The 25,884-nt window shown below is 71.8% G+C and carries 19 protein-coding genes; 16 read left to right on the plus strand and 3 right to left on the minus strand.

What is annotated here, in order from left to right:
* The first annotated feature begins 20 nt into the window (after positions 1-20).
* The 6 genes from AB0O21_RS26290 (at position 21) to AB0O21_RS26315 (ending at position 6,826) form a co-directional block, all read left to right on the plus strand.
* Entirely contained in the window at positions 21-1,169 is a 1,149-nt protein-coding gene (locus tag AB0O21_RS26290; protein ID WP_365174708.1) for an ABC transporter ATP-binding protein, read from the plus strand.
* Positions 1,166-2,095 (plus strand): ABC transporter permease, encoded by a 930-nt coding sequence (locus AB0O21_RS26295; RefSeq protein ID WP_365174710.1) that lies wholly within the window; start codon positions 1,166-1,168, stop codon positions 2,093-2,095. Before AB0O21_RS26290 ends, AB0O21_RS26295 begins: the two co-directional genes overlap by 4 nt.
* Positions 2,095-2,901, plus strand: a complete 807-nt coding sequence (locus tag AB0O21_RS26300) for an ABC transporter permease (protein ID WP_365174713.1) — start codon at positions 2,095-2,097, stop codon at positions 2,899-2,901. The genes AB0O21_RS26295 and AB0O21_RS26300 overlap by 1 nt, the downstream gene beginning before the upstream one ends.
* 23 nt (positions 2,902-2,924) lie before the next feature.
* Positions 2,925-4,343 (plus strand): FAD-dependent oxidoreductase, encoded by a 1,419-nt coding sequence (locus AB0O21_RS26305; protein WP_365174715.1) that lies wholly within the window; start codon positions 2,925-2,927, stop codon positions 4,341-4,343.
* 148 nt (positions 4,344-4,491) lie between these two features.
* Entirely contained in the window at positions 4,492-4,956 is a 465-nt protein-coding gene (locus tag AB0O21_RS26310) for a hypothetical protein (protein ID WP_365174717.1), read from the plus strand.
* Between the two features lie 82 nt (positions 4,957-5,038).
* Positions 5,039-6,826, plus strand: coding sequence for a glycoside hydrolase family 18 protein (locus AB0O21_RS26315; RefSeq protein WP_365174833.1), 1,788 nt, complete (start codon positions 5,039-5,041; stop codon positions 6,824-6,826).
* On the opposite strand, the gene AB0O21_RS26320 is transcribed toward AB0O21_RS26315, so the two are convergent.
* Both AB0O21_RS26320 and gabT read right to left on the minus strand, forming a co-directional pair.
* A complete protein-coding gene (locus tag AB0O21_RS26320) occupies positions 6,792-7,370 on the minus strand; it encodes a phosphatase PAP2 family protein (protein WP_365174720.1) in 579 nt (192 codons plus the stop codon). The two genes, AB0O21_RS26315 and AB0O21_RS26320, sit on opposite strands and share 35 nt — an antisense overlap.
* A gap of 346 nt (positions 7,371-7,716) precedes the next feature.
* Positions 7,717-9,063, minus strand: coding sequence for a 4-aminobutyrate--2-oxoglutarate transaminase (gabT, locus tag AB0O21_RS26325; protein ID WP_365174722.1), 1,347 nt, complete (start codon positions 9,061-9,063; stop codon positions 7,717-7,719).
* A gap of 236 nt (positions 9,064-9,299) precedes the next feature.
* On the opposite strand from gabT, the gene AB0O21_RS26330 reads away from it, so the two are divergent.
* From AB0O21_RS26330 to AB0O21_RS26340, 3 genes are all read left to right on the plus strand, one after another.
* Positions 9,300-11,633 (plus strand): ATP/GTP-binding protein, encoded by a 2,334-nt coding sequence (locus AB0O21_RS26330; RefSeq protein WP_365174724.1) that lies wholly within the window; start codon positions 9,300-9,302, stop codon positions 11,631-11,633.
* 184 nt (positions 11,634-11,817) lie between these two features.
* Positions 11,818-13,398, plus strand: coding sequence for a PucR family transcriptional regulator (locus AB0O21_RS26335; protein WP_365174727.1), 1,581 nt, complete (start codon positions 11,818-11,820; stop codon positions 13,396-13,398).
* Between the two features lie 320 nt (positions 13,399-13,718).
* Entirely contained in the window at positions 13,719-15,164 is a 1,446-nt protein-coding gene (locus AB0O21_RS26340; protein ID WP_365174729.1) for an aldehyde dehydrogenase family protein, read from the plus strand.
* 144 nt (positions 15,165-15,308) lie between these two features.
* On the opposite strand, the gene AB0O21_RS26345 is transcribed toward AB0O21_RS26340, so the two are convergent.
* Positions 15,309-16,676, minus strand: a complete 1,368-nt coding sequence (locus AB0O21_RS26345) for a hypothetical protein (RefSeq protein WP_365174732.1) — start codon at positions 16,674-16,676, stop codon at positions 15,309-15,311.
* Between the two features lie 324 nt (positions 16,677-17,000).
* Here AB0O21_RS26345 and AB0O21_RS26350 point away from each other — a divergent pair, with 324 nt between their 5' ends.
* The 7 genes from AB0O21_RS26350 to AB0O21_RS26380 all read left to right on the plus strand — a co-directional run bounded on the left by AB0O21_RS26350 (position 17,001) and on the right by AB0O21_RS26380 (position 25,882).
* The gene (locus AB0O21_RS26350) at positions 17,001-18,953 is read left to right on the plus strand and encodes an acyl-CoA dehydrogenase family protein (RefSeq protein ID WP_365174735.1); all 1,953 of its coding nucleotides are present in this window, start codon (positions 17,001-17,003) and stop codon (positions 18,951-18,953) included.
* Between the two features lie 38 nt (positions 18,954-18,991).
* Positions 18,992-20,362, plus strand: a complete 1,371-nt coding sequence (locus AB0O21_RS26355) for a hypothetical protein (protein ID WP_365174737.1) — start codon at positions 18,992-18,994, stop codon at positions 20,360-20,362.
* Between the two features lie 20 nt (positions 20,363-20,382).
* Entirely contained in the window at positions 20,383-21,636 is a 1,254-nt protein-coding gene (gene dxr / locus AB0O21_RS26360; protein WP_365174739.1) for a 1-deoxy-D-xylulose-5-phosphate reductoisomerase, read from the plus strand.
* Positions 21,633-22,934: a site-2 protease family protein gene (locus tag AB0O21_RS26365; RefSeq protein ID WP_365174741.1), complete on the plus strand. Its 1,302-nt coding sequence runs from the start codon at positions 21,633-21,635 to the stop codon at positions 22,932-22,934. Before dxr ends, AB0O21_RS26365 begins: the two co-directional genes overlap by 4 nt.
* Positions 22,935-23,109: 175 nt before the next feature.
* Positions 23,110-24,267: a flavodoxin-dependent (E)-4-hydroxy-3-methylbut-2-enyl-diphosphate synthase gene (gene ispG / locus AB0O21_RS26370; RefSeq protein ID WP_365174744.1), complete on the plus strand. Its 1,158-nt coding sequence runs from the start codon at positions 23,110-23,112 to the stop codon at positions 24,265-24,267.
* 147 nt (positions 24,268-24,414) lie between these two features.
* Positions 24,415-25,257 (plus strand): GNAT family N-acetyltransferase, encoded by an 843-nt coding sequence (locus AB0O21_RS26375; protein WP_365174835.1) that lies wholly within the window; start codon positions 24,415-24,417, stop codon positions 25,255-25,257.
* An 82-nt stretch (positions 25,258-25,339) separates the two neighbouring features.
* Positions 25,340-25,882 (plus strand): GNAT family N-acetyltransferase, encoded by a 543-nt coding sequence (locus AB0O21_RS26380; protein ID WP_365174747.1) that lies wholly within the window; start codon positions 25,340-25,342, stop codon positions 25,880-25,882.
* The last annotated feature ends 2 nt before the right edge of the window (positions 25,883-25,884 follow it).

Genomic DNA, 25,884 nt, shown 5'->3' on the forward strand with positions numbered 1-25,884 from the left:
TCCAACCCCGGGACCCATTCATGACTGACACGACCGAGGGCGGCGACGTCCGCCTTTCCGGGATCAGCAAGCACTACGGCTCCTTCACCGCCGTGCACCCGCTGGACCTGACCATCCCCCAGGGCTCCTTCTTCGCCCTGCTCGGCGCCTCGGGCTGCGGCAAGACCACCACCCTGCGCATGATCGCCGGCCTGGAGGAGCCCTCCACCGGGACGGTCCACCTCGGCGACCGCGAGGTCACGCACCTCCCGCCGTACAAGCGCCCGGTCAACACGGTCTTCCAGAGCTACGCGCTGTTCCCGCACCTGAACATCTACGAGAACATCGCCTTCGGCCTGCGCCGCCGCGGGATCAAGTCCGTCAAGAAGCAGGTCGACGAGATGCTGGAACTGGTCCAGCTCGGCGAGCACTCCGGCAAGAAGCCGCACCAGCTCTCCGGCGGCCAGCAGCAGCGCGTCGCCGTGGCCCGCGCCCTGATCAACCACCCGAAGGTGCTCCTCCTCGACGAGCCCCTCGGCGCCCTCGACCTCAAGCTGCGCCGCCAGATGCAGCTGGAGCTCAAGCGGATCCAGACCGAGGTCGGCATCACCTTCGTGCACGTCACGCACGACCAGGAGGAGGCCATGACCATGGCCGACACGGTCGCCGTGATGAACGGCGGCCGCGTCGAGCAGCTGGGCGCCCCCGCCGAGCTGTACGAGAACCCGGGCACCACCTTCGTCGCCAACTTCCTCGGCACCTCCAACCTCATCGAGGCCTCCGTGGAGTCCGCCGGGTCCGAGGTGGTGGTCTCCGCCTCCGGCACGAAGCTCCACCTGCCCGCCGCCCGCTGCGCGACCACGCCCAAGTCCGGCGGGAAGCTGCTGGTCGGGGTGCGCCCGGAGAAGATCTCCCTGGTCCACGCCGACGAGGAGCACTACATAGGCGCCGGCCGCAACAGGATCACCGGCCGGATAGCCGCCACCTCCTTCATCGGCGTCTCCACGCAGTACGTGATCGACAGCCAGGTCTGCCCCGAGCTGGAGGTCTACGCCCAGAACATCGAGCGGGACGCCCGCCTGGTGCCGGGCGCCGAGGTGATATTGCACTGGAACCCGGAGCACACCTTCGGCCTCGACGCCGCACAGGACATCGACGCGGGCATCGAGACCGTCGAGGAGAGCGCGTGACCACCACGACCGCGCCGCCCCAGGCGCCCGCCCCGGCCGAACCCCCGGTGCACAAGCCGTCGGTCCGCAAGCGGCTGGTCCCGTACTGGCTGCTGCTCCCCGGCATCCTGTGGCTGCTGGTCTTCTTCGTGCTGCCGATGGTCTACCAGGCCTCCACCTCGGTGCAGACGGGCTCCCTCGAAGAGGGCTTCCAGGTCACCTGGCACTTCCAGACCTACTGGGACGCCTTCACCGAGTACTACCCGCAGTTCCTGCGCTCCCTGCTGTACGCAGGCACCGCCACCGCGCTGTGCCTGCTGCTCGGGTACCCGCTGGCCTACCTGATCGCCTTCAGGGCCGGCCGCTGGCGCAACCTGCTGCTGGTGCTGGTGATCGCCCCGTTCTTCACCAGCTTCCTGATCCGCACGCTCGCCTGGAAGACGATCCTGGCCGACGGCGGCCCCGTCGTCGCCGTCCTCAACAACATCGGCTTCCTCGACGTCACCAGCTGGCTCGGCATGACCGAGGGCGACCGGGTGCTGGCCACACCGCTCGCCGTGGTCTGCGGTCTGACGTACAACTTCCTCCCCTTCATGATCCTGCCGCTGTACTCCTCGCTGGAGCGCATCGACACCCGCCTCCACGAGGCGGCCGGGGACCTGTACGCGAAGCCCGCCACGGTCTTCCGCAAGGTGACCTTCCCGCTCTCCATGCCGGGCGTGGTCTCCGGGACCCTGCTCACCTTCATCCCGGCGAGCGGCGACTACGTGAACGCCGAACTGCTCGGCTCCACGGACACCCGGATGATCGGCAACGTCATCCAGTCGCAGTACCTGCGGATCCTCGACTACCCGACGGCGGCCGCGCTGTCCTTCATCCTCATGGCCATCGTGCTGATCATGGTCACCATCTACATCCGCCGAGCGGGGACGGAGGACCTGGTCTGATGAGCAATCCCCTCGCCTGGCTGCGGCGCAACTTCGTGGTCATCGCCGGTCTCGGCACGCTCGCCTACATGATCCTGCCGAACGCCGTCGTCACCGTCTTCTCCTTCAACAACCCCACCGGGCGGTTCAACTACGCCTGGCAGGAGTTCTCGCTCGACGCGTGGAAGGACCCGTGCGGGGTCGCCGACATGTGCGGCTCGCTCTCGCTCTCGCTCCAGATCGCCCTGTGGTCCACCCTCGCGGCCACCGCGCTGGGCACCGCGATCGCCTTCGCGCTGGTCCGCTACCGCTTCAAGTCGCGCGGCGCGGTCAACTCGCTGATCTTCCTGCCCATGGCCATGCCGGAGATCGTGATGGCGGCCTCGCTGCTCGCCCTCTTCCTCAACATGGGCATCCAGCTGGGCTTCTGGACGATCCTGATCGCCCACATCATGTTCTGCCTCAGCTTCGTCGTCGCCGCCGTCAAGGCGCGCGTCCTGTCCATGGACCCGCGGCTGGAGGAAGCCGCCCGCGACCTCTACGCGGGCCCAGTGCAGACCTTCGTGCGGGTCACCCTGCCGATCGCCGCACCCGGTATCGCGGCGGGCGCGCTGCTCTCCTTCGCGCTCTCGTTCGACGACTTCATCATCACCAACTTCAACTCGGGCAACACCGTCACCTTCCCCATGTTCGTGTGGGGATCGGCCCAGCGCGGTACGCCTGTACAGATCAACGTCATCGGCACGGCGATGTTCGTCATCGCGGTGCTGGTGGTCCTCGTCGGCCAGATGGCCGGCAACCGCCGCAAGAAGGCACAGCCCAAGTAACACCCCGTAGGGAGTTGGAAGACATGGCCCCAGTCGCCATGCGCAGTGTTGCGAAATCCCTTTCCGAAGCGAAGCCGGTCTCGTACTGGCTGGACGACCCCGGCAAGCCCGCCCCCCAGCCCGCGCTCACCTCGGACGAGAAGTGCGACCTGCTGGTCATCGGCGGCGGCTACAGCGGGCTGTGGACCGCGCTCCTCGCCAAGGAGCGGGACCCGCAGCGGGACGTCGTACTGATCGAGAGCAAGGAGGCGGGCTGGGCCGCCTCCGGCCGCAACGGCGGTTTCTGCGCGGCCTCCCTCACCCACGGCCTCGCCAACGGGCTGGCCCGCTGGCCGGACGAGCTCGCCAAGCTGGAGGAGCTGGGCGCCCGCAACCTCGACGCCATCGAGGAGGCGGTCGCCCGCTACGGCATCGACTGCGACTTCGAGCGCACCGGCGAGATCGACGTGGCCACCGAACCGCACCAGGTCGAGGAGCTCAGGGAACTCCACGAGGCGGCGGAACGCGCCGGTCTCGGCGGCGGCTCGGAGTTCCTCGACCAGGACGCGGTGCGCGCGGAGGTCAACTCCCCGACCTTCCTCGCGGGCGTCTGGGACCGCGACGGCGTCGCGATGATCCACCCGGCCAAGCTCGCCTGGGGCCTCAAGCGGGCCTGCCTGGACCTCGGCGTACGGATCTACGAGAACACCCGCGGCCTGAAGATGGCCTCGGCCGGCCGCGGGATGACCGTCCAGACCCCGTACGGCACGATCCTCGCGCGCCGCGTCGCCCTGGGCACCAACATCTTCCCGTCGCTGGTCAAGCGGATCCGGCCGTTCACGGTCCCGGTGTACGACTACGCGCTGATGACCGAGCCGCTGACCGAGGAGCAGCTGGCCGCCATCGGCTGGAAGAACCGGCAGGGCCTCGGCGACAGCGCCAACCAGTTCCACTACTTCCGGATCACCAAGGACAACCGGATCCTGTGGGGCGGCTACGACGCGATCTACCCCTACCGGGGGAAGCTCGACTCCGAGTACGACCACCGCCCCGAGACCTACCTCAAGCTCGCGGAGCACTTCTTCACGGCGTTCCCGCAGCTGGAGGGGGTGAAGTTCAGCCACGCCTGGGGCGGGGCGATCGACACCTGCTCGCGCTTCTCCGCCTTCTTCGGCACCGCGCACTCCGGGAAGGTCGCCTACGCCGCCGGGTACACCGGGCTCGGGGTGGGCGCCACCCGCTTCGGCGCGGACGTGATGCTGGACCTGCTGGACGGGGTCCCCACCGAGCGGACCCGGCTGGAGATGGTCCGCTCCAAGCCGATGCCGTTCCCGCCGGAGCCCTTCGCGTGGACCGGGATCACGCTCACCAAGTGGTCGCTGGCCCGCGCGGACGCCCGGGGCGGGCGGCGCAACCTCTGGCTCAAGGCGATGGACCGCCTGGGGCTCGGCTTCGACAGCTGAGGCCCCCGCCCCCGCCTCCCCGCCCGCGACGCCGGTCACCGTGTGACCCAGTTCACCACCACGGAGTGGTCGAACCCGCGTCATAGCCGCGCCCGGCCCCGCTCTCCCCAGGTGAGGACCCTCACCGACAGGGAACGGAGGCCGGGCGATGACGATCCCGGGGACCAAGACGGCCGTGGAATGGCTGGTAGCGGTGGCGCCCGACCCCGAGGCCTGCCGGTTCGAGTGGGAGCGCAGTCCCCTCGGGGTGACCCTGCTGCCGGCCGGCCGGCGCTGGGACGTGCTGATCCTGCCCGGGGAACTGGGGCAGGCCACCCTCGACGTGCTGATGCTGCTCCTCGACAAGCCCGGCCCGGTGCTCGCCGACTTCGGCGACTCGCGGCTGGGCTTCTTCGTGCCCCCGGGCACGGCCTCCCGCTGGCTCGGCACGGGCGTACGGGGAGCGGGGCGCGGGACCTGGATCGTGGTCCCGTACCCGGGCCGGGCGACGGGCGGGGTGCGCTGGCTGGTGCTCCCGGACGGGGAGGGGACCCTCACCGACCCGGCGGTGCTGGAGCTCGCGATGCACGAGGCGGCCGCATGCGTGGTGGCGAAGGAGGGCCGGACGTCTTGACAAGGGCATTGGTCTGGACCATCTTGGGCGCCGCTGACACCCTCCATCCCCCCACGCCCCGGAGGCAGTTGTGCGCAGAGCCATGTCCCTACTCGGCGTCGCCGCGCTCGCGGCGGCCGGCTTCCTCACCGCGGGCCCGCCCGCCGCGGCGGCCGACGCCGACCTCGTACGCAACGGCGGCTTCGAGGCCGGCCTCGACGGCTGGAGCTGCTCGGCCGGCAGCGGAGCCACCGTCACCACCCCGGTCCACAACGGAAGTTCCGCCCTCAAGGCCACCCCGGCGGGCCAGGACCACGCCCGCTGCTCCCAGACGGTCACCGTCAAGCCCGACTCGACGTACACGCTGAGCGCCTGGGTACAGGGCGCGTACGTCTACCTCGGCGCGAGCGGCACCGGCACCACCGACGTGTCGACCTGGACGCAGAGCGCGGGCGCCTGGAAACAGCTGACGACCGGCTTCCGCACCGGCCCGTCGACCACCAGCGTGACCGTCTACACGCACGGCTGGTACGGCCAGCCCGCCCACTTCACCGACGACCTCACCCTGCTCGGACCCGACCCGGGCGGCCCCGGGCGGCCCCAGCCGCCCGCCGCCCCGACCGGCCTGACGGCCTCCGCCACCTCCGCAAGCGCGATCTCCCTGTCCTGGACGGCGGTGCCCGGGGCCGCCTCGTACACCGTGTACCGGGACGGCGCCGCGCCCTTCTCCGCCACCTCCGCCTCCGCTGCCGTGACCGGCCTCGCGGCCTCCACCACATACACCTTCCAGGTCGCCGCGGTGAACGCGGCGGGCGAGTCCCCGAAGAGCGCCCCCGTCTCCGCGACCACCACGAGCGGCGGCGGTGGCGGCGGCCTCCCCACGCACGCGCTGGTCGGCTACCTGCACGCGAGCTTCGCCAACGGCTCCGGCTACGTCCGGATGGCCGACGTACCCGCCTCCTGGGACGTCATCAACCTCGCCTTCGGCGAACCGACTTCGGTGACCTCGGGCGACATCCGGTTCCGGCTCTGCCCCGTCGCCGAATGCCCCAACGTCGAATCCCCGGCCGAGTTCAAGGCGGCCATCAAGGCCAAGCAGGCCGCGGGCAAGAAGGTGCTCATCTCGATCGGCGGCCAGAACGGCCAGGTCCAGCTCGGGACCACGGCCGCCCGCGACACCTTCGTCTCCTCCGTCTCGAAGATCATCGACGAGTACGGCCTCGACGGCCTCGACATCGACTTCGAGGGCCACTCCCTCTCCCTCGCCACCGGCGACACCGACTTCCGGGCCCCCACCACCCCCGTCATCGTCAACCTGATCTCCGCCGTGAAGACCCTGAAGGCCAAGTACGGCCCCGGCTTCGTCCTGACCATGGCCCCCGAGACCTTCTTCGTCCAGCTGGGCTACCAGTACTACGGCTCCGGACCCTGGGGCGGCCAGGACCCGCGCGCCGGCGCCTACCTGCCGGTCATCCACGCCCTGCGCGACGACCTCACCCTGCTCCACGTCCAGGACTACAACTCGGGCTCGATCATGGGCCTCGACAACCAGTACCACTCCATGGGCGGCGCCGACTTCCACATCGCCATGACCGACATGCTGCTCACCGGCTTCCCGGTGGCCGGCGACACCACCCGCGTGTTCCCGCCGCTGCGCCCCGAGCAGGTCGCCATCGGCCTGCCGGCCACCACCAACGCGGGCAACGGCCACACCGCGCCCGCCGAGGTGAACAAGGCCTTGAACTGCCTGACGAAGAAGACCGACTGCGGCAGCTACCAGACCCACGGCACCTGGCCCGCCCTGCGCGGCCTGATGACCTGGTCCGTCAACTGGGACCGGTTCGGCGGCTGGGAGTTCAGCCGGAACTTCGACGCGTACTTCGCTGGGTAGCCCAGCGCACACCGAGCAGCAGCGGTACGCACATCAGGACGCTGGCCAGCACGTCCAGCGGCCAGTGGTAGCCCCGCAGGATGAGCCCGGCGGCCGTCGTCCCCGCGAGCGCGAGGGCGGCGGCCATCGGCCACCACTTCCGGCGGACGTACGGCCCCACGAGCAGGGCCGCAGCCCCGTACGCCACGAGGGCGGTCGCGGTGTGCCCCGAGGGGAAGTAACCGGAAGCCCAGGGTTCCAGGGGGCCCGGGCGGCCGGTCCACGCCTTCAGCGGGACGATCAGCGCGGGGACGGCGGCCATGGCCAGTCCCGCGGCCGGCACGCCCAGGCGGTTGCCGCGGCGGGCGGCGTAGGCCATCGCGAGCAGCAGGACGGGGAGCGCGACCGGGACGTTGCCGAGGTCGGAGAGGCGTTGGGTGACCGCGTCGGGCAGGGCGCGCACCACGGCGCGGCTCAAGCGCTCGTCCGGGGACAACAGGGGCCCGGAGACCAGGACCTGCCAGGTGATCAGGGCGAAGAGGAGCCCGCAGAGCGCGGAAACCAACGAGGGGATGGCCGGCCGTCCCGGAACAGGGGGGATGGTTCCGGGACGGCCGCCCGGATCGGGTTGCCGTACGCCCCGGGGGGTTTGGGGCGGCCGGCTGTCCGATCGGTGAGGAGTGTGCGCGAACGCATGCCCAGTGCGGCGCTGGGGAAGCCCGGTACTGGTGTCGCCCCCGGTTTCCCGGGAGCGGGGTGTCTCACTCATCTGCAGAAACCGTACGGCAGCGGAAGGGGGACCGACAGCAAGAACGCGCTCTTGCCATCGGCCCCCCACACCTTCTTCACAGCGTCCGACCGTTACCGCTGGTAGCGACCGGGTGCTGCGATCGGACGTTCTAGACCTTCGATCAGATCTCCGTGCCGATACCGGCGAACGCGGCCTCGATGAGGTCCAGGCCCTCGTTCAGCAGGTCCTCGCCGATGACGATCGGCGGGAGGAAGCGGAGCACGTTGCCGTAGGTGCCGCAGGTGAGGACGAGCAGGCCCTCGGCGTGGCAGGCCTTGGCGAGCGACGCGGCCGCCTCCGGGAACGGGGTCTTGGCGGCCGGGTCCTTCACGAGCTCGATCGCGATCATGGCGCCGCGGCCGCGGATGTCGCCGATGATCTCGTACTTCTCCTGCATCGCGGAGAGGCGGGACTTCATGATGGACTCGATCTTCTTCGCCTTGGCGTTGAGGTCGAGCTCCTTCATGGTCTCGATGGAGCCGAGCGCACCGGCGCACGCCACCGGGTTGCCGCCGTAGGTGCCGCCCAGGCCGCCCGCGTGGGCGGAGTCCATGATCTCGGCGCGGCCGGTCACGGCGGCGAGCGGCAGGCCGCCCGCGATGCCCTTGGCGGTGGTGATCAGGTCGGGGACGATGCCCTCGTCCTCGCACGCGAACCACTGGCCGGTGCGGCAGAAGCCGGACTGGATCTCGTCGGCGACGAAGACGATGCCGTTCTCGTTGGCGAACTTCACGATCGCCGGCAGGAAGCCCTTGGCCGGCTCGATGAAGCCGCCCTCGCCGAGGACCGGCTCGATGATGATCGCGGCGACGTTCTCGGCGCCGATCTGCTTCACGATGTTGTCGATCGCCTGGGCGGCGGCCTCGGGGCCGCAGTTCTCGGCGCCGGTGGGCCAGCGGTAGCCGTAGGCGACCGGGACGCGGTAGACCTCGGGGGCGAACGGGCCGAAGCCCTGCTTGTACGGCATGTTCTTCGAGGTCAGCGCCATCGTCAGGTTCGTACGGCCGTGGTAGCCGTGGTCGAAGACGACGACGGCCTGGCGCTTGGTGTACGCACGGGCGATCTTGACGGCGTTCTCGACGGCCTCGGCGCCGGAGTTGAACAGCGCCGACTTCTTGGCGTGGGTGCCGGGGGTCAGCTCGGCCAGCGCCTCACAGACCTCCACGTAGCCCTCGTACGGGGTGACCATGAAACAGGTGTGGGTGAAGTTCGCGAGCTGCGCGGAGGCGCGGCGCACGACGGCCTCGGCAGAGGCGCCGACGGAGGTCACGGCGATGCCGGAGCCGAAGTCGATCAGGCGGTTGCCGTCGACGTCCTCGATGATGCCGCCGTCCGCGCGGGCCGTGAAGACGGGGAGCACGGAGCCCACGCCGCCGGCCACCGTCTCCAGGCGGCGGGCCTGCAGCTCCTGCGACTTGGGGCCGGGGATCGCGGTGACGAGCTTGCGCTCCTGCGGGACAGCGGTCATAGGGAGCTCCCTGGGGGTGATTTCGGACGCACTTGTGTCTTTGTCCGCAGGCTAGGCCCGGGGGAGGGGGTCCTGCATGCTCCGTTCGGGAGTGGTGCCCGCGTGTCCTTGTCCTTGACGGCCATAGGAGGGATACGGGGCGTGTCTTGTGGATCATGACCGGGTACGGGCCGAAGGCGCGGGCCGGGCACTAGATTGAGCGCCGCAGCACCGGAACTGGCAGGGGGCAGGGGTTCATGGACACCGAGGGCACGCACGAGGCACGCACGACCCGCCCGGGCCAAGTCCCACGCCCCGCGGGCCCCCCGCCGCCCCCCGGGCCCCCGCCGATGCCTCAGCACATGCCGGCCGTCGCCGCCCCGCTGGCCGACTGGCTGCGCACCCCGCGTTCGCGGGCCGAACCGGGCGTCTGGCGGTACGGGCACGTGCCGCGTGCGGGGGACGAGGCGGATACCGTCACCGACCGGTCCCTGCTCAGTGGGGCAGTTATTTCCTTCCTCGCGTGCGTGTTGGTCTGGTCCCTGATCACCAACAACTACATCCCTTACACCGACCTGCCAGTGAAGCTCCTCACCCCGCGGGACTGGTGGAACCTGGACGGCACGCCCGAGATCGGCCCGGGCACCGCTGCTCTGCAGGTGTACATGCTGCTCGTCACCGGGGCGTTGGTGGTGTGGTTCAGTCGCCTCGGCTCCTGGGACCTGGCCTTTGAACGGCTGGTCGCGGCCCGTGGCCCGCGCGCCAGGGCGGTCGGTGCCGCAGTCGGGGCGCTGTTCGTCATGATGCTGATCTGGACCAAGACCGTGCCGGTCCTGAACCTCGTCGGTGGCCACCTGCCCTACGGGGAGATGAGTACGGCGGTGCAGCGGTTGGTCACCGTCCTCGTATACGTGGTGGCCCTGGCGCCGGTCGTCGTCTTCTTCGCCCGGTTGGCCCGCAGCCGCGGCCAGGACCGGCGTCCCGGGGCCGTCACCGCCCCGGTGGCGGAAGCCTCCGCTGCCGACCCCGCAGGCTGGCCGCAGGTGCGGGCCGCCGGGCTCGGAGAGGTGGCCGACCGGTTGGAAGGGGAGGTCGGGGCCGGGCGGATGAATGATGTGGATTACGCGCGGATCCGGCGGGCCTGGGAGTCCGTGCGGGTCGATCCGTCGCGGCGGGCCGCCTTCGAGCAGGCCGTGCGCGGCGGTGGGGCCGCCGCCTGTGCCCATCCCTCCGGGGCGCGGGACCTGCCCGTACGGGCGGCCCGGCACGATCTGCTCGTCCGGCAGGTGCGCCTCGGCACCGTCGAGGACGAGCCGCGCAACCCCTACCCCCGCCGCGGCACCGGCCTCGCCCTCGACCCCGACGTGCTCGGCACCTCCCTCCTCGCCGTCGGGCCTTCCGGCGCCGGGAAGACGGGGCGGCTCGTGCGGCCCGTCGTCGAGTCGCTCGCGCTGCAGGCGCTCGCCGGACAGGCCGCCGTCGTCGCCGTCGGGGCGGCCGGCGCGCAGCTCGGGCCGGACGGGGCGTACGACGTCGTCGTCCGCGTCGGCGACCCCGCATCCGTCTACGACCTCGACCTCTACGGCGGCACCACCGACCCCGACGAGGCCGCCACCCTGCTCGCCGAGGGCTTCGCCGGGGACCTCCCCGGGATCGACGTGCGCCGCGCCGCGACCGCCCTCGCCCAGCTCCTCGGGCCCTTCCGCGCCGCTTACGGCCGCTTCCCCGCCGTGCCCGAGCTGCGCGAGCTGCTCGACCAGGTGCCGGACGCGTTCGGCGCGCTGCGCCGCGAGCTGGCCGACGCCGGGCAGCGGGCGATGCTCCGCGAGCTCGACGCGCGCGAGCGCCAGCACGGGGCCCACGGTGACCCCGGCCCGGCCCTCGCCGACCGGGTGGCGCTGCTGGACCGGCCCGCCTTCGCCGGCTTCTTCGACACCACCGGGCAGGGACGGCCCTTCTCCCTGCGCGCCCTCGAACACCCGATCCGGGTCCGCGTGGACCTGCCCGAGCGCGGGCACGCCGACGCCTCCCGGATGCTGGCCCGGCTGCTGCTCGCCCAGTTCAACGCCGCCGCGGCCGCCCGCACCGACCGCTCCCTCTTCGCGTTCCTCGCCCTCGACGACGCCTCCCGCACCCTGACCGCGGAGACCGTGCGCGGAGTACAGCGGCTGCGCTCCGCGAACGCCGGGGTACTGCTCACGCTGCGCACGCTGGACGACGTACCGGAGGCGCTGCGCACTCCGCTGCTCGGCGCCGTCGGCTGCCGGATGGCCTTCTCCGGGGTCACCACCTGGGACGGCAAGCGCTTCGCCGAGGCCTGGGGCACCGAGTGGGTCGAGACCCGCGACGTCACCCACCGCACCGTCTTCGCCGACCAGCCGCTGACCCGCGCCATCCACGCCTTCCGCAAGCTCGTCACCGGCAAGGCCGTCACCACGGACGCGGTGACCGTGCGCCAGGTCGAGCGGGAACGCTGGTCCGCCTCGGACCTCGCGCACGCCGTGCCGCCGGGGTCCGCCGTGCTGTCGCTGACCTCGGTCCGCGGGGAACGGGCGGCGCCGCTGCTGGTACGGCTGGCCGGATCGGCCTGACCCGCACCCGGACCCGTACGAGGTGGCAGAATCGAGGGGAGCCGTTCATACGGCACGGCGAAAAACCCCTGCGGTCGTTCTGGTGCGCTGTACGCCTCCGCCGTCGGCGCGCCGGCTGCCCGCGGGCAGCCCGCCGCCGGCCCGTTCCTCGCCGTCCCCTCCCGCCAAAGGCCCCTGGTAACCGATGCCGCTCACCCTCGCCTCGCTCGTCCAGCACTCGGCGCTCAAACTCAGCGTCCGGGCGGGGGAGAGCCGCCTCGACACCCCCGTGCGCTGGGCCCACGTCAGCGAGCTCGCCGACCCCGTCCCCTACATGGAGGGCGGGGAGCTGCTGCTGATCACCGCGATGAAGCTGGACGCGGAGGATCCCGAGGAGATGCTCCGCTACGTACGCCGCCTTGCCTCCGCCGGCGTCGTCGGCATCGGCTTCGCCATCGGCGTCAACTACGAGGCGATCCCCGAAGCCCTGGTCGAGGCTGCGCGGACCGAGGACATGCCGCTGCTGGAGGTACCCCGCCGGACCCCCTTCCTCGCGATCAGCAAGGCCGTCTCCGCGGCCCTCGCGGCCGACCAGTACCGGGCCGTGACCGCCGGCTTCGAGGCGCAGCGGGAGCTGACGCGCGCCGCGCTGTCCGCCGACGGGCCGACCGAGCTGCTCGCGAAGCTGGCGGCGCACGTCCAGGGCTGGGCCGCGCTCTACGACACCTCGGGCGCGGTCGTCGCGGCCGCCCCCGACTGGGCCGCCCGCCGCGCCGCCCGCCTCACCCCCGACGTGGAGCGGCTGCGGGACCGGCCCGCGCCCGCCAGCGCGGTGGTCGGCGGCGCGGAGGACCGGGTCGAGCTCCAGTCGCTGGGCACCGGGCGGCGCGCGCGCGGCGCGCTGGCCGTCGGGACCGCCGCCCCGCTGGGCACGGCCGAGCGGTACGCCGTGCACTCCGCCGTCGCCCTCCTCACCCTCACCACCGAGCGCTCCCGCTCCCTGCACGACGCCGAGTCCCGGCTGGGGGCGGCGGTGCTGCGGATGCTGCTGGCGGGGGAGGCGGAGCACGCGCGGTCCGTGGCCGGGGACCTGTACGGGGCGCTGCTGGAAGCCCCCTTCCGGCTGATCGTGGCCGAACCGGCCCTCCCCGGCACCGCCCAGCCGGAGGGCCTCGCGCTGCTGGCCGACGCGGTGGAGTCGGCGGCCGCCCGTACGGGAGAGACGCTGCTGGTGGTGCCCGAGCCGGGCCGGCTCGTGGTGCTGGCCTCCGACGCGGGCTCGGCCGTACAGGCGTGCGTGGACCACGCGGAGGCCCTGGAGGCCCGGCGCGGGCGGGACACGACCGGGCCGGAACCCGACGAACTGGTGGTCGGCCTGTCCGCGGCGGCCGGACCGGGCACCGTCGCGGCCGCCCTGAAACAGGCCGACCAGGCCCTCGCGGTGGCCCGCCGGCGCGGCCGGCCCCTGGTGGAGCACGAGGACATGGCGGCGGGCTCGGTCCTGCCGCTGCTCGCCGACGACGCGGTACGGGCCTTCGCCGACGGCACGCTGCGGGCCCTGCGGGAGCACGACGCGACGGGCCGCGGGGACCTGGTGGCCTCCCTCCAGGCGTGGCTCTCCCGGCACGGCCAGTGGGACGCGGCCGCCGCGGACCTCGGCGTCCACCGGCACACGCTGCGCTACCGGATGAAGCGCGTCGAGGAGATCCTCGGCCGCTCCCTGGAGGACCCGGACGTCCGCATGGAGCTCTGGCTCGCCCTCAAGGCCTCCCCGACCCCCTCGTAGCCCCGGGGCGTGCCGCTGCGCGGGGCCTTCTCCCCGCCCCGCCCTGCCACCGTTCCCCGGGCGCCGCCCGGCCCCCCGCCTCGATCGCCGGCGCGGCTCAAAGACCCGGGTCTCCGCCCCGGACCCCGCTCCTCAAACGCCGGAGGGGCTGATTTCGGCCGGTCCGCAGTCCCCAGCAGGCGACCCGCCGGGACGACAGTGACAAACCGGCGCGGCCACGCCGACAGGTACTACACCCCGGATAAACGCCGAATCGCCGACGGAGTCCTACCTTGGAGGAGACAAGGACCCACCGCACACTCCGAAGGGCCGGGATTCGCATGACTTCCACCCACGCCTTCTGGCTCGCCGGCCGCCAGGCCACCGGCGAGGACAGCTTCGACGTCCACTCCCCGTGGGACGGACGCCTCGTCGGCACCGTCAGCGTGCCGACCGACGCGCAGGTCGAAGAGGCCGTGGCCGCGGCGTACGCCGTGACGGCGGAGTTCTCCGCGACCCCCGCCCACGTACGGGCCGCCGCCCTGGACCACGTGTCCAAGCGGCTCGTCGAGCGCACCGAGGAGATCGCCCAGCTGATCTCCGCCGAGAACGGCAAGCCCATCAAGTGGGCCCGCGGTGAGGTCGGCCGTGCGGTGTCCGTGTTCCGCTTCGCCGCCGAGGAAGCCCGCCGCTTCAACGGCGGAGACGCCCAGCGCCTCGACACCGACGCCGGTGGCGTCGGCCGTCTGGCCCTGACCCGCCGCTTCGTCAAGGGTCCGGTCCTCGGCATCGCGCCGTTCAACTTCCCCCTGAACCTGTGCGCCCACAAGGTGGCCCCCGCCATCGCCGTCGGCGCGCCGATCATCCTCAAGCCCGCCCCGGCCACGCCGCTCTCCGGCCTGATCCTGGGTGAGCTGCTCGCCGAGACCGACCTCCCGGCCGGCTCCTGGTCGGTCCTGCCGGTCGCGAACGACAAGATGCCGGCCCTGGTCAAGGACGAGCGCCTGCCCGTCATCTCCTTCACCGGTTCCGACACCGTCGGCTACGCCATCCAGCAGTCGGTGCCCCACAAGCACTGCACCCTGGAGCTCGGCGGCAACGCCGCGGCCGTCGTCCTGGACGACTGGTCCTCCGACGCCGACCTCGACTGGGCCGCGACCCGTATCGCGACCTTCTCGAACTACCAGGGCGGCCAGTCCTGCATCTCCGTGCAGCGCGTGATCGCCGACGCCTCCGTCTACGACCGCCTCGTCGAGAAGGTCGTCGCGAAGGTCCAGGCGCAGGTCACCGGCGACCCGTCCGACTCCGCCACCGACGTCGGCCCCCTCGTCTCCGAGGACGCCGCCAAGCGTGTCGAGTCCTGGGTCGACGAGGCCGTGTCCGCGGGAGCAAAGCTCCTCACCGGCGGCAAGCGCGAGGGTGCCTCGTACGAGCCCACCGTGATCGCGCACGTCCCGGACGGCGTGAAGCTCGCCACCGAGGAGGTCTTCGGGCCGGTCCTGACGCTGCTGAAGGTCGAGAACACCGACGAGGCCTTCGCCGCCGTCAACGACTCGAAGTTCGGCCTGCAGACGGGCGTCTTCACCCGCAACGTCCAGACCGCGTTCCGCGCCCACCGCGAGCTCGAGGTCGGCGGTGTGATCATCGGCGACGCGCCGTCCTACCGCGCCGACCAGATGCCGTACGGCGGCGTCAAGCAGTCCGGCGTGGGCCGCGAGGGCGTCCGCTACGCGATGGACGACTACACGTACGAGCGGGTCCTGGTCCTGACCGGCCTCGACATCTGATCTCGTACGGCCACAAAGCCGACGGCCGGAGCCTACTGTGCGGGGGCTCCGGCCGTCTTTCTTTTCCACCGGCTCCGAAACGCCGAAACGGCCGTACGAGATGTCGTATGGCCGTTTCGCGTCGGGGCCCGGTGCGGCGGGACCTTATGCGGTGGGGCGGCGGCGCTTGCCGGTGCCCGCGATGAGCGCGGCGCCCATGGCGAGGGCCGCGCCGGCGCCGCCGAGGGCCCACGTGGTGGCCGGGTCGGAGCCGGTGGCGGCGAGCTGGCCGCCGGTCCCGGCGCCCTGGCCGGCGATCGGGGCGGAACCGCCGTCGGGCTTGGGCTGGTTCCCGGTGCCGCCGCCGTCGCCCGGAGCCGGAGCCGGAGCCGGGGCCGGGGTCGGGGTCGGTGCCGGCTCGGTGCCGGGGGCGTGGACAGACGTCTCGGTGTAGATCAGGTTGGACATGATCTCGTCGTCGTAGCTCGCGTCGATGACGAGGACGGCCTTGCCGAGCGGGGCGTCCGTCGCGACCTTGACCCGCAGATGGATGTCGAACTTCGCGTCCTTGCCGACAGCGCGCTCGAAGGCCATTCCGGCGAACCGGCCGGACGGGTCCTTCTCACCTCCGACCCACTTGTCGCCGTCCCAGACCTCGAACTCCACGTGCTTCGCCCGGAGGGTGTCGCCGTCGTTGAAGAAGAAGATCTGGAAGCCGTACCGGTCGAACGCCGCCTTGCCGGTGTTGTCGACGTTCAGCGTGAGGGGCTGCCACACGCCGTCGGCCTTCAGGCCGGCTTCCGACAGGCCCTTGAGCGCCACCTTGGGGCCCTGGTGGTCCGACTTCGGGGCCGCGGTCACCTTGGACGTGTAGCGGACCCGGTCCGCGGTCCCGCCCTCGGCGGTCGTGCTGAGGGAGAACCGGCTGGCGGGGGTGTCCTCGGCGAACTTCATGCGGAGCTTGAGGTCGAAGACCTCGTTCGCCTCGATGTCGACGTCGGCGACGGAGAAGCTGTACGCCTCTTCCGACCCGTACGCCTCGATCGCGTGCCAGCCCCAGGTGCCGGCGCCGTCGGGGGCGTAGACCTCCGTCTGGATGTCCTCCGCCTCCCAGCCGGTCGTGTCGAGGGCGAAGAGGGCGAGCTCGAGCGAGTAGTCGTCGGCCTTCGCCCGGCCCGAGTTGTCGACGTGGAGGGAGAACTCCCGCCAGTCGCTGCCCGCCTTGAACTCCTCGGGAAGCCCGGTCAGCGTCATCGACGGAGCCTGCGCCGCCTTCTGGTCCCCTGCGGCGCCGGGCTTCTCCTCGGCCTTCGGGGCCTGCGGCGCCGGCTGTCCCGCCTCCGGCTGTCCGGTCCCGGGCTGGGCGGCCGGCTCCCCGGCCTCCGGGGCGGTGTCGTCCTTCGGCTCCGAGTCCGGAGTGGTGACGGCCGGGTTCTGCACCTCGTCGGCCATCGCGGGAGTCGCCATGAGCACGGTCGGACCGACCACCGCGGCGGCGGCCACGACGGCCATGCGCTGGAGCTTGAACTTCATGTCAGGGATCCCCCTCATCAGCCCCAGCTGCGCGGTCGCGCATCCCCCCGGGGCACATCAACATCGTTTTGAACAGGCTCAGAGTAATGCCCTCGTAAAGGGTCCGCCCGGGTAAATGCCGTGTGAGCTGCGACGCAGCTCGCTACGCCAGACGGGAAGCCGCTGGGCGGAGAGAAAACGCAGGTCAGCGGCGCTCCATGAGGGCAGCTGCGCGGGGGCTCCGGCCGTCCCCCTTTTCCCGCCCGCCCACAATGGGTACGACTCACAGGTAGCACCGGCCGGTAGGCCGGTCCCACCGACTCCGGCGGCGAGGTGAGCCCGCTCATGTCCGCAACACAGCCCGCACGGCCCGTACCGCCCAAGGTGACCGAGCGCGAGGCACGGCAGGTCGCGGAGGCGGCCAGGGAACAGGACTGGCGCAAGCCCAGCTTCGCCAAGGAACTCTTCCTCGGCCGGTTCCGCCTCGACCTGATCCACCCCCACCCGCTCCCCGCCGACGAGGACGTCCGGCGCGGCGAGGCGTTCCTGGCCCGGCTGCGGGCGTTCTGCGAGAGCGAGATCGACGGCGCACGCATCGAGCGCGAGGCGCGGATCCCCGACGAGACCGTGCGCGGGCTCAAAGAGCTCGGCGCGCTCGGCATGAAGATCGACCCCAAGTACGGGGGCCTCGGCCTGACCCAGGTCTACTACAACAAGGCGCTCGCCCTCGTCGGCTCCGTCAGCCCGGCCATCGGCGCCCTGCTCTCCGCGCACCAGTCCATCGGGGTACCCCAGCCGCTGAAGATGTTCGGCACGCAGGAGCAGAAGGACGCCTACCTGCCGCGCTGCGCGACCACCGCCATCAGCGCCTTCCTGCTCACCGAACCGGACGTGGGCTCGGACCCGGCCCGCCTGGCCACCACGGCGGTCCCGGACGGGGACGACGCGTACGTCCTCGACGGCGTGAAGCTGTGGACCACCAACGGGGTGGTCGCCGACCTGCTCGTGGTCATGGCGAGGGTGCCGAAGTCGGAGGGCCACCGCGGCGGGATCACCGCCTTCGTCGTCGAGGCCGACTCGCCGGGCATCACCGTGGAGCACCGCAACGCCTTCATGGGGCTGCGCGGCCTGGAGAACGGCGTCACCCGCTTCCACCAGGTCAGGGTGCCCGCCGCCCAACGCATCGGCGCCGAGGGCGCCGGCCTCAAGATCGCCCTCACCACCCTGAACACCGGCCGACTGTCCCTGCCCGCGATGTGCGTCGGCGCCGGCAAGTGGTGCCTGAAGATCGCCCGGGAGTGGTCCGGGGAACGCGAGCAGTGGGGCCGCCCGGTCGCCCGGCACGAGGCCGTCGGCGCCAAGATCTCCTTCATCGCCGCCACCACCTTCGCCCTCGAAGCGGTCGTCGACCTCGCCTCCCAGATGGCCGACGAGGACCGCAACGACATCCGCATCGAAGCCGCCCTCGCCAAGCTCTACGGCTCCGAGATGGCCTGCCTGATGGCCGACGAGCTGGTCCAGATCCGCGGCGGCCGCGGCTTCGAGACCGCCGAGTCGCTGGCCGCCCGCGGCGAACGCGCCGTCCCCGCCGAACAGATGCTCCGCGACCTGCGGATCAACCGGATCTTCGAGGGCTCGACGGAGATCATGCACCTGCTGATCGCCCGCGAGGCCGTCGACGCCCACCTGTCGGTGGCGGGCGACCTCATCGACCCGGAGAAGGCGCTCGGCGACAAGGCGAAGGCGGGTGCCCGCGCCGCCGGGTTCTACGCCCGCTGGCTGCCCAAGCTCGCCACCGGACCGGGCCAGGTACCCGGCACCTACCGCGCCTTCCACCCGGCCGGCCACCCCGACCTCGCCACCCACCTGCGCTACGTCGAACGGGGCGCCCGCAAACTCGCCCGCTCCACCTTCTACGCGATGTCGCGCTGGCAGGGCCGGATGGAGACCAAGCAGGGCTTCCTCGGCCGCGTCGTCGACATCGGCGCCGAGCTCTTCGCGATGAGCGCGGCCTGCGTCCGCGCCGAGCACCTGCGGGCCACCGGAGAGCACGGCCGCGAGGCCTACCAGCTCGCCGACGCCTTCTGCGAGCAGTCCCGGCTCCGCGTCGAGGAGCTCTTCGGACGGCTCTGGTCCAACACCGACGACCTCGACCGCAAGGTCGTCGCGGGCGTCCTCACCGGCACCTACACCTGGCTGGAGGAGGGCATCATCGACCCCTCCGGCGACGGCCCCTGGATCGCGGACGCCACCCCCGGCCCCTCCACCCGGAAAAACGTCCACCGCCCCATCCGCTGACCTGCGATCATCGCCGGACGTCGGACAGGCGTACGAGGATGAGTGCGGGTACGGATGTCCGTACGCGCACGAGCACGGGCAAGGCGGTAAGAACGATGCCGACGGCCGACGAGGACCGCACCAGCCGACGGCTGGCCTGGTGCGTGGCACACCTGCTGCGCCACGCACCGGACCACGTCGTCACCGACCTGACGGGCCGGCTCGACGCGCCGACCCGCAAGTACCTGTGCCGCGACGAGTGGCTGTCGGCCTCCACCGTCACCCTCCTGCTGCGCCACGGCAGCCCGGAGGACCGCCAGTACGTCGCCCGCAACCCCCACGTCGTAGGACGGCCCCTGCCCGGGCTGCCCGGACCGGCGCGGTACGCGGCCCGCCCCGGTCCCTCGCCGGAGCTGCTGCTGCAGATCGGCCCCGGACCGTTCTCCACCGACGAGCTGATCGCGCTGCTGCGTCAGTGGCACGGCCGCAGGCTCCGGGTCCCCCTCGCCATGCTGCGGATGAGGCACGTCCCCATCGACGCCGAAGTGCTGCTCGCCGAGCACGCCAGGGACCCGCTGCCGCCGACCGCGGTCGAGGCCCTGCTGCTGGCCGGCGGCCTGCCCAGGCAGGTCTGCCAGGCACTGCTCGACGCCGGGCCGCAGGACACGGCCGGGTACCGCTGGTACCGGCCCGCCGTCCGGGCCGTCCGGATGGGCCTGCTCACCTTCGACGAGCTCGTCGCCCACGTCGCCCCCGCGCACCGCACCCTGCTGCTCGCGCAGCTCCCCGAGACCCGGGGCCTGCGCTGGGCCCTGCCCGAACGTACGGGGATGCGGACGGCCGTTTCCCGCGCGCTGCGCCCCCTGCGGGACGACCCCCGGCTCTGGGCGGAGCTGCTCCGCCGCGCCCCCGGCTTCCCCGGCACCCTGCCGGTGCTCGTGGCCCGGATCGTGCGCGGCACCCTGCCGGAGCCCGCCGGGGACGCGTACGCGTACGTGCCCGGGCTGGCCGCGGCGGTGCGCTCCCTGGCCCCGAAGGCCGCCGAGCCCGTCGGGGGAGTCGAACGCGAACTGGCCCTGGCGAGCCTCGCGGTGCCCATGGAGTCCGGCGAGGAGGACATCCGGTGGGTACGGGACTGCCTGCGCCGAGGGCTGCTCACCGGCGAGGACGTCATCCGGCACAAGGCGCCCGCCTGCTGGGCCCTGGACGAGGACCACTGGCTGGGCGACGTCAGCCACCCCGACCGGCATGACTGGGCCGAGCCCGTGCTTGCCGCGCGGGCCGAGGCCGACCGGCTGTTCGCGCTGGCCATCGGAGCCGATCCGGACGCCTGGTGGCAGGTCGCCCTCACCCTCCCCGACTTCGCCGGAACGCTCCCCCATCTCCTCCTGCGCGTCACCGAAGGGGGCTCCGTGTCCGGCCGCTCCTGAGTTGCGGCAACAATGGGGGCATGAGCGACAGCCCAGCCCCCCTCGCCGACCCGCACCTCCTCTTCGACCCCGCGGCCGGCCGCCGGGACATCGTCATCCTCGGGTCCACCGGCTCCATCGGCACCCAGGCCATCGACCTGGCCCGGCGCCACCCCGACCGGTTCCGCGTGACCGCGCTGTCCGCCGCCGGCGGCCGGGTCGGGCTGCTGGCCGAGCAGGCCCGGCAGCTGCGGGTCGAGAAGGTGGCCGTCGCCCGGGAGGACGTCGTACCGGCCCTCAAGGAAGCGCTGGGCGCCCAGTACGGTCCTGCCGAGCAGCTTCCGGAGATCCTGGCCGGGCCCGACGCGGCGACCGAGCTCGCCGCCTCCGAGTGCCACACCGTCCTCAACGGCATCACCGGTTCCATCGGCCTCGCGCCCACCCTCGCCGCGCTGCGCGCGGGCCGCACCCTGGCCCTTGCCAACAAGGAGTCGCTGATCGTCGGCGGCCCGCTGGTCAAGGCCCTTGCGAAGCCCGGCCAGATCATCCCGGTCGACTCCGAGCACGCGGCCCTTTTCCAGGCCCTCGCCGCCGGCACCCGCGCCGATGTGCAGAAGCTCGTGGTCACCGCCTCGGGCGGGCCCTTCCGCGGCCGCACCCGCGCCGAGCTGGCCGGGGTCACCGTCAAGGACGCCCTCGCCCACCCGACCTGGGCCATGGGCCCCGTCATCACCATCAACTCGGCGACGCTGGTCAACAAGGGGCTGGAGGTCATCGAGGCGCACCTGCTCTACGACATCCCCTTCGACCGCATCGAGGTCGTCGTGCACCCGCAGTCCTACGTGCACTCGATGGTGGAGTTCACGGACGGCTCCACCCTCGCCCAGGCCACCCCGCCGGACATGCGCGGCCCCATCGCGATCGGCCTCGGCTGGCCCCAGCGAATCCCGGACGCGGCCCCCGCCTTCGACTGGACCAAGGCCTCCACCTGGGAGTTCTTCCCGCTGGACACGGAGGCCTTCCCGTCGGTGGGCCTGGCCCGGCACGTGGGCACCCTCGGCGGCACCGCCCCGGCGGTCTTCAACGCGGCCAACGAGGAGTGCGTGGAGGCGTTCCTCGCCGGTCGGCTGCCGTTCACAGCAATCATGGATACGGTCTCTGCCGTGGTCGATGAGCACGGGACGCCGGAGTCGGGAACTTCCCTGACCGTCCAGGACGTCCTTGAAGCGGAGGCCTGGGCCAGGGCCCGGGCGCGGGAGATGGCGGCTCGGGCCGCCGCGGAGGCGCGCGCATGACACAACTGATGACGGTGCTCGGGATCGTGGTCTTCTTCGTCGGGCTCCTGGTCTCCATCGCCTGGCACGAACTGGGGCACCTCTCCACGGCCAAGATCTTCGGCATCCGCGTGCCGCAGTACATGGTGGGCTTCGGCCCGACCCTCTGGTCGCGGAAGAAGGGCGAGACCGAGTACGGGATCAAGGCCATCCCGATGGGCGGCTACATCCGCATGATCGGGATGTTCCCGCCCGGCGAGGACGGCAAGGTCACCGCCCGCTCCACCTCGCCGTTCCGGTCGATGATCGAGGACGCGCGCTCCGCCGCGTACGAGGAGCTCCAGCCCGGCGACGAGGACCGGCTCTTCTACACGCGCAAGCCCTGGAAGCGCGTGATCGTGATGTTCGCCGGCCCGTTCATGAACCTGGTCCTGGCCGTGGCGATCTTCCTCACCACCCTGATGACCTTCGGGCTGAACACCCAGACCACGTCGGTCGAATCGGTCTCGCTCTGCGTCATCCAGCAGAGCGAGAAGCGCGACGACTGCCGCCCCACGGACCCGGCCGCCCCCGCCAAGGCCGCGGGCCTCAAGGCGGGCGACAAGATCGTCGCCTTCAACGGCCGCCGGGTCGACGACTGGTCCACCCTGCAGAAGGACATCCGCGCCACCATCGGCCCCGCCAAGATCACCGTGGAGCGGGCCGGCGAGCGCGTGGACCTCACGGCGAACCTGATCGAGAACAAGGTCGCCAAGACGGACGGCAACGGCAGGTACGTCAAGGATCAGTACGTCACCGCGGGCTTCCTGGGCTTCGCCCCCGCCCGCGGCTACGTTCCGCAGTCCTTCGGCCAGTCCGTCGACCACATGGGCGAGATGATGCAGGCCGGCGTGCAGTCGCTGGTCCAGCTGCCGTCCAAGGTCCCGGACCTGTGGAACGCGGCATTCAACGGCGCCGAGCGCAAGCAGGACAGCCCGATGGGCGTCGTCGGCGCGGCGCGGGTCAGCGGGGAGATCTTCACCCTCGACATCCCGGCCAGCCACATCCTGGTGGTCTTCCTGAACCTGCTGGCCGGCTTCAACCTCTCGCTGTTCCTGTTCAACATGCTGCCGCTGCTCCCGCTCGACGGCGGGCACATCGCCGGCGCCCTGTGGGAGTCGGTCCGGCGCAACGTGGCGCGGGTCTTCCGGCGCCCCGACCCGGGCCCGTTCGACGTGGCGAAGCTGATGCCCGTCGCCTACGTGGTGGCCGGGGTGTTCATCTGCTTCACCCTGCTGGTGATGGTCGCGGACGTGGTGAACCCCATCAAGATCACCTAACTGGTCGGCCTGTACATGACCACGGGGGGAGCCGGGCACGCATCGTGCCCGGCTCCCTACGTTCGGGTGGCACACCCCCCTCTGGTGCGAGGGGCGTGCGGGGATTGCCGTAATCTCGGAGGCTGGAGCCCGCCGAATTCGGGACCTTGATCCACACCTTGGGGTTGCACAGCAGATGACTGCCATCTCTCTCGGAATGCCGGCCGTGCCGACGAAGCTTGCCGACCGCAGGGTCAGCCGCAAGATCCAGGTCGGCTCCGTGGCCGTCGGCGGCGACGCACAGATCTCGGTGCAGTCGATGACCACCACCCGGACCTCCGACATCGGGGCGACGCTCCAGCAGATCGCCGAGCTGACCGCCTCCGGCTGCGACATCGTCCGCGTGGCCTGCCCGACGCAGGACGACGCCGACGCGCTCGCGGTGATCGCCAAGAAGTCGAACATCCCGGTCATCGCCGACATCCACTTCCAGCCCAAGTACGTGTTCGCCGCGATCGACGCCGGCTGCGCCGCCGTCCGCGTCAACCCGGGCAACATCAAGCAGTTCGACGACAAGGTCAAGGAGATCGCGAAGGCCGCGAACGACGCGGGCACCCCGATCCGGATCGGCGTCAACGCGGGCTCCCTCGACGCCCGCCTGCTGAAGAAGTACGGCAAGGCCACCCCCGAGGCGCTGGTCGAGTCCGCGCTGTGGGAGGCCTCCCTCTTCGAGGAGCACGGCTTCAGCGACATCAAGATCTCGGTCAAGCACAACGACCCGGTCGTCATGGTCAACGCCTACCGCCAGCTGGCCGCCGCCTGCGACTACCCGCTGCACCTCGGCGTCACCGAGGCCGGCCCCGCCTTCCAGGGCACCATCAAGTCCGCCGTCGCCTTCGGCGCCCTGCTCTCCGAGGGCATCGGCGACACCATCCGCGTCTCCCTCTCGGCCCCCCCGGCCGAGGAGGTCAAGGTCGGCATCCAGATCCTGGAGTCGCTGAACCTCAAGCCGCGCCGCCTGGAGATCGTCTCCTGCCCGTCCTGCGGCCGCGCCCAGGTGGACGTCTACAAGCTGGCCGAGGAGGTCACGGCGGGCCTGGAGGGCATGGAGGTCCCGCTGCGCGTCGCGGTCATGGGCTGCGTCGTCAACGGCCCCGGCGAGGCCCGCGAGGCCGACCTCGGCGTCGCCTCCGGCAACGGCAAGGGCCAGATCTTCGTGAAGGGCGAGGTCATCAAGACCGTCCCCGAGTCGAAGATCGTCGAGACCCTCATCGAAGAGGCGCTGAAGATCGCCGAGCAGATGGAGAAGGACGGCGTGATGAGCGGCGAGCCCACCGTCGCGATCGGCGTCTGAACCGTCCCGGCTGTTCCCCGCCCCGGCCCCGTTCCCGCAGCTCGCGGGCGGGGCCGGGGCCTTTTCGTGACCCGTGGGACCAGGCATCCTCCGGTCGCGGCGGGTACAGTGCGGAGACCAGCAGACTTGTACGGTGAGGCCCCAGTGTTGACGCAGACCACCACCCGGGTCCTTGAGCCCAGTGATCTCGACGCCGCGCTCGAAGTCCTCGAACGCGAGCCGGTCGAGAACGCCTTCGTCACCTCGCGGGTCCAGGTCGCGGGGCTCGACCCCTGGCGCCTGGGCGGCGAGATGTGGGGCTGGTACGCCGACGGAGAGCTCCGCTCCCTCTGCTACGCCGGAGCCAACCTGGTCCCCGTCTGCGCCGAACCCGACGCCGTGCGCGCCTTCGCCGACCGGGCCCGCCGTACCGGCCGCCGCTGCTCCTCCATCGTCGGCCCCGCCGAGCCCACCCGGCTGCTGTGGCGGCTCCTGGAACCCAGCTGGGGACCGGCCCGCGACGTCCGCTCCCACCAGCCGCTCATGGTCATCGAGCACTCCTCCACCACGGTCGCCCCCGACCCCCGGGTCCGCCGGATCCGCAAGGACGAGATGGACCTGATCATGCCCGCCTGCGTGGCCATGTTCACCGAGGAGGTCGGCATCTCCCCGATGGCCGGCGACGGCGGACTGCTCTACCAGGCCCGCGTCGCCGAGCTCGTCGCCGGCGGCCGCTCCTTCGCCCGCGTCGAGGACGGCAAGGTCGTCTTCAAGGCGGAGATCGGCGCCGCCACCGCCAAGGCCTGCCAGATCCAAGGCGTGTGGGTGGCCCCCGAATTCCGCGGCCGCGGACACTCCGAGACCGGCATGGCCGCCGTCGTCGACTACGCCCTGCGCGACGTCGCACCCGTGGTCAGCCTGTACGTGAACGACTTCAACACCGCGGCGCGGGCCGCCTACCGGCGCGTCGGGTTCAGCGAGGTCGGCGCGTTCATGAGCGTCCTGTTCTGAACGTCCCGAATCGGCCCTGAATCGCCCCGCGGCCCAGGGGCCCGCATTCCGGCCCGCCAGTACCGCGCAGTAAGGTCGCCGCATGCTGCCTTCCGGACTCCGCATCGGCCCCCTCGACCTCGCCGCCCGCGTGGACGAGGCCCTGCGCGTGCAGGCCGTCGCCTTCGGCCTCAGCGAGGAGGAGGTCGGCATCCGGCGCTACATCGTCCAGCGCCACATGACCTGCCCCGGAGCCCGCGCCCTCGGCGCGTTCACCGAGGACGGCGCGCTCACCGGATTCGTCTACGGGATGCCCAACGACCGCGCCCACTGGTGGTCCGGCATCGTCGAGCCCTACCTCCGGGCCGGCGGCCACGAAGCCTGGCTCGACGGCTCCTTCGTGATCACCGAACTGCACGTCCACCCCGGCTTCCAGGGCCACGGCGTCGGCCGCGAACTGATCACCCGCATCACCGACAGCGCCGCCGAACCGCGCTCGATCCTCTCCGCCATCGACACCGAGAGCCCCGCCCGGGGCCTCTACCGGGCCCTCGGCTACCAGGACCTCGCCCGCCAGGTCCATTTCCCGAGCGCGAGCCTCCCGTACGCCGTGATGGGCGCCGAACTGCCCCTGCTGCGCCCGTAAAG

Source organism: Streptomyces sp. NPDC091371, from assembly GCF_040684275.1.
Classification (GTDB): Bacteria; Actinomycetota; Actinomycetes; order Streptomycetales; family Streptomycetaceae; genus Streptomyces.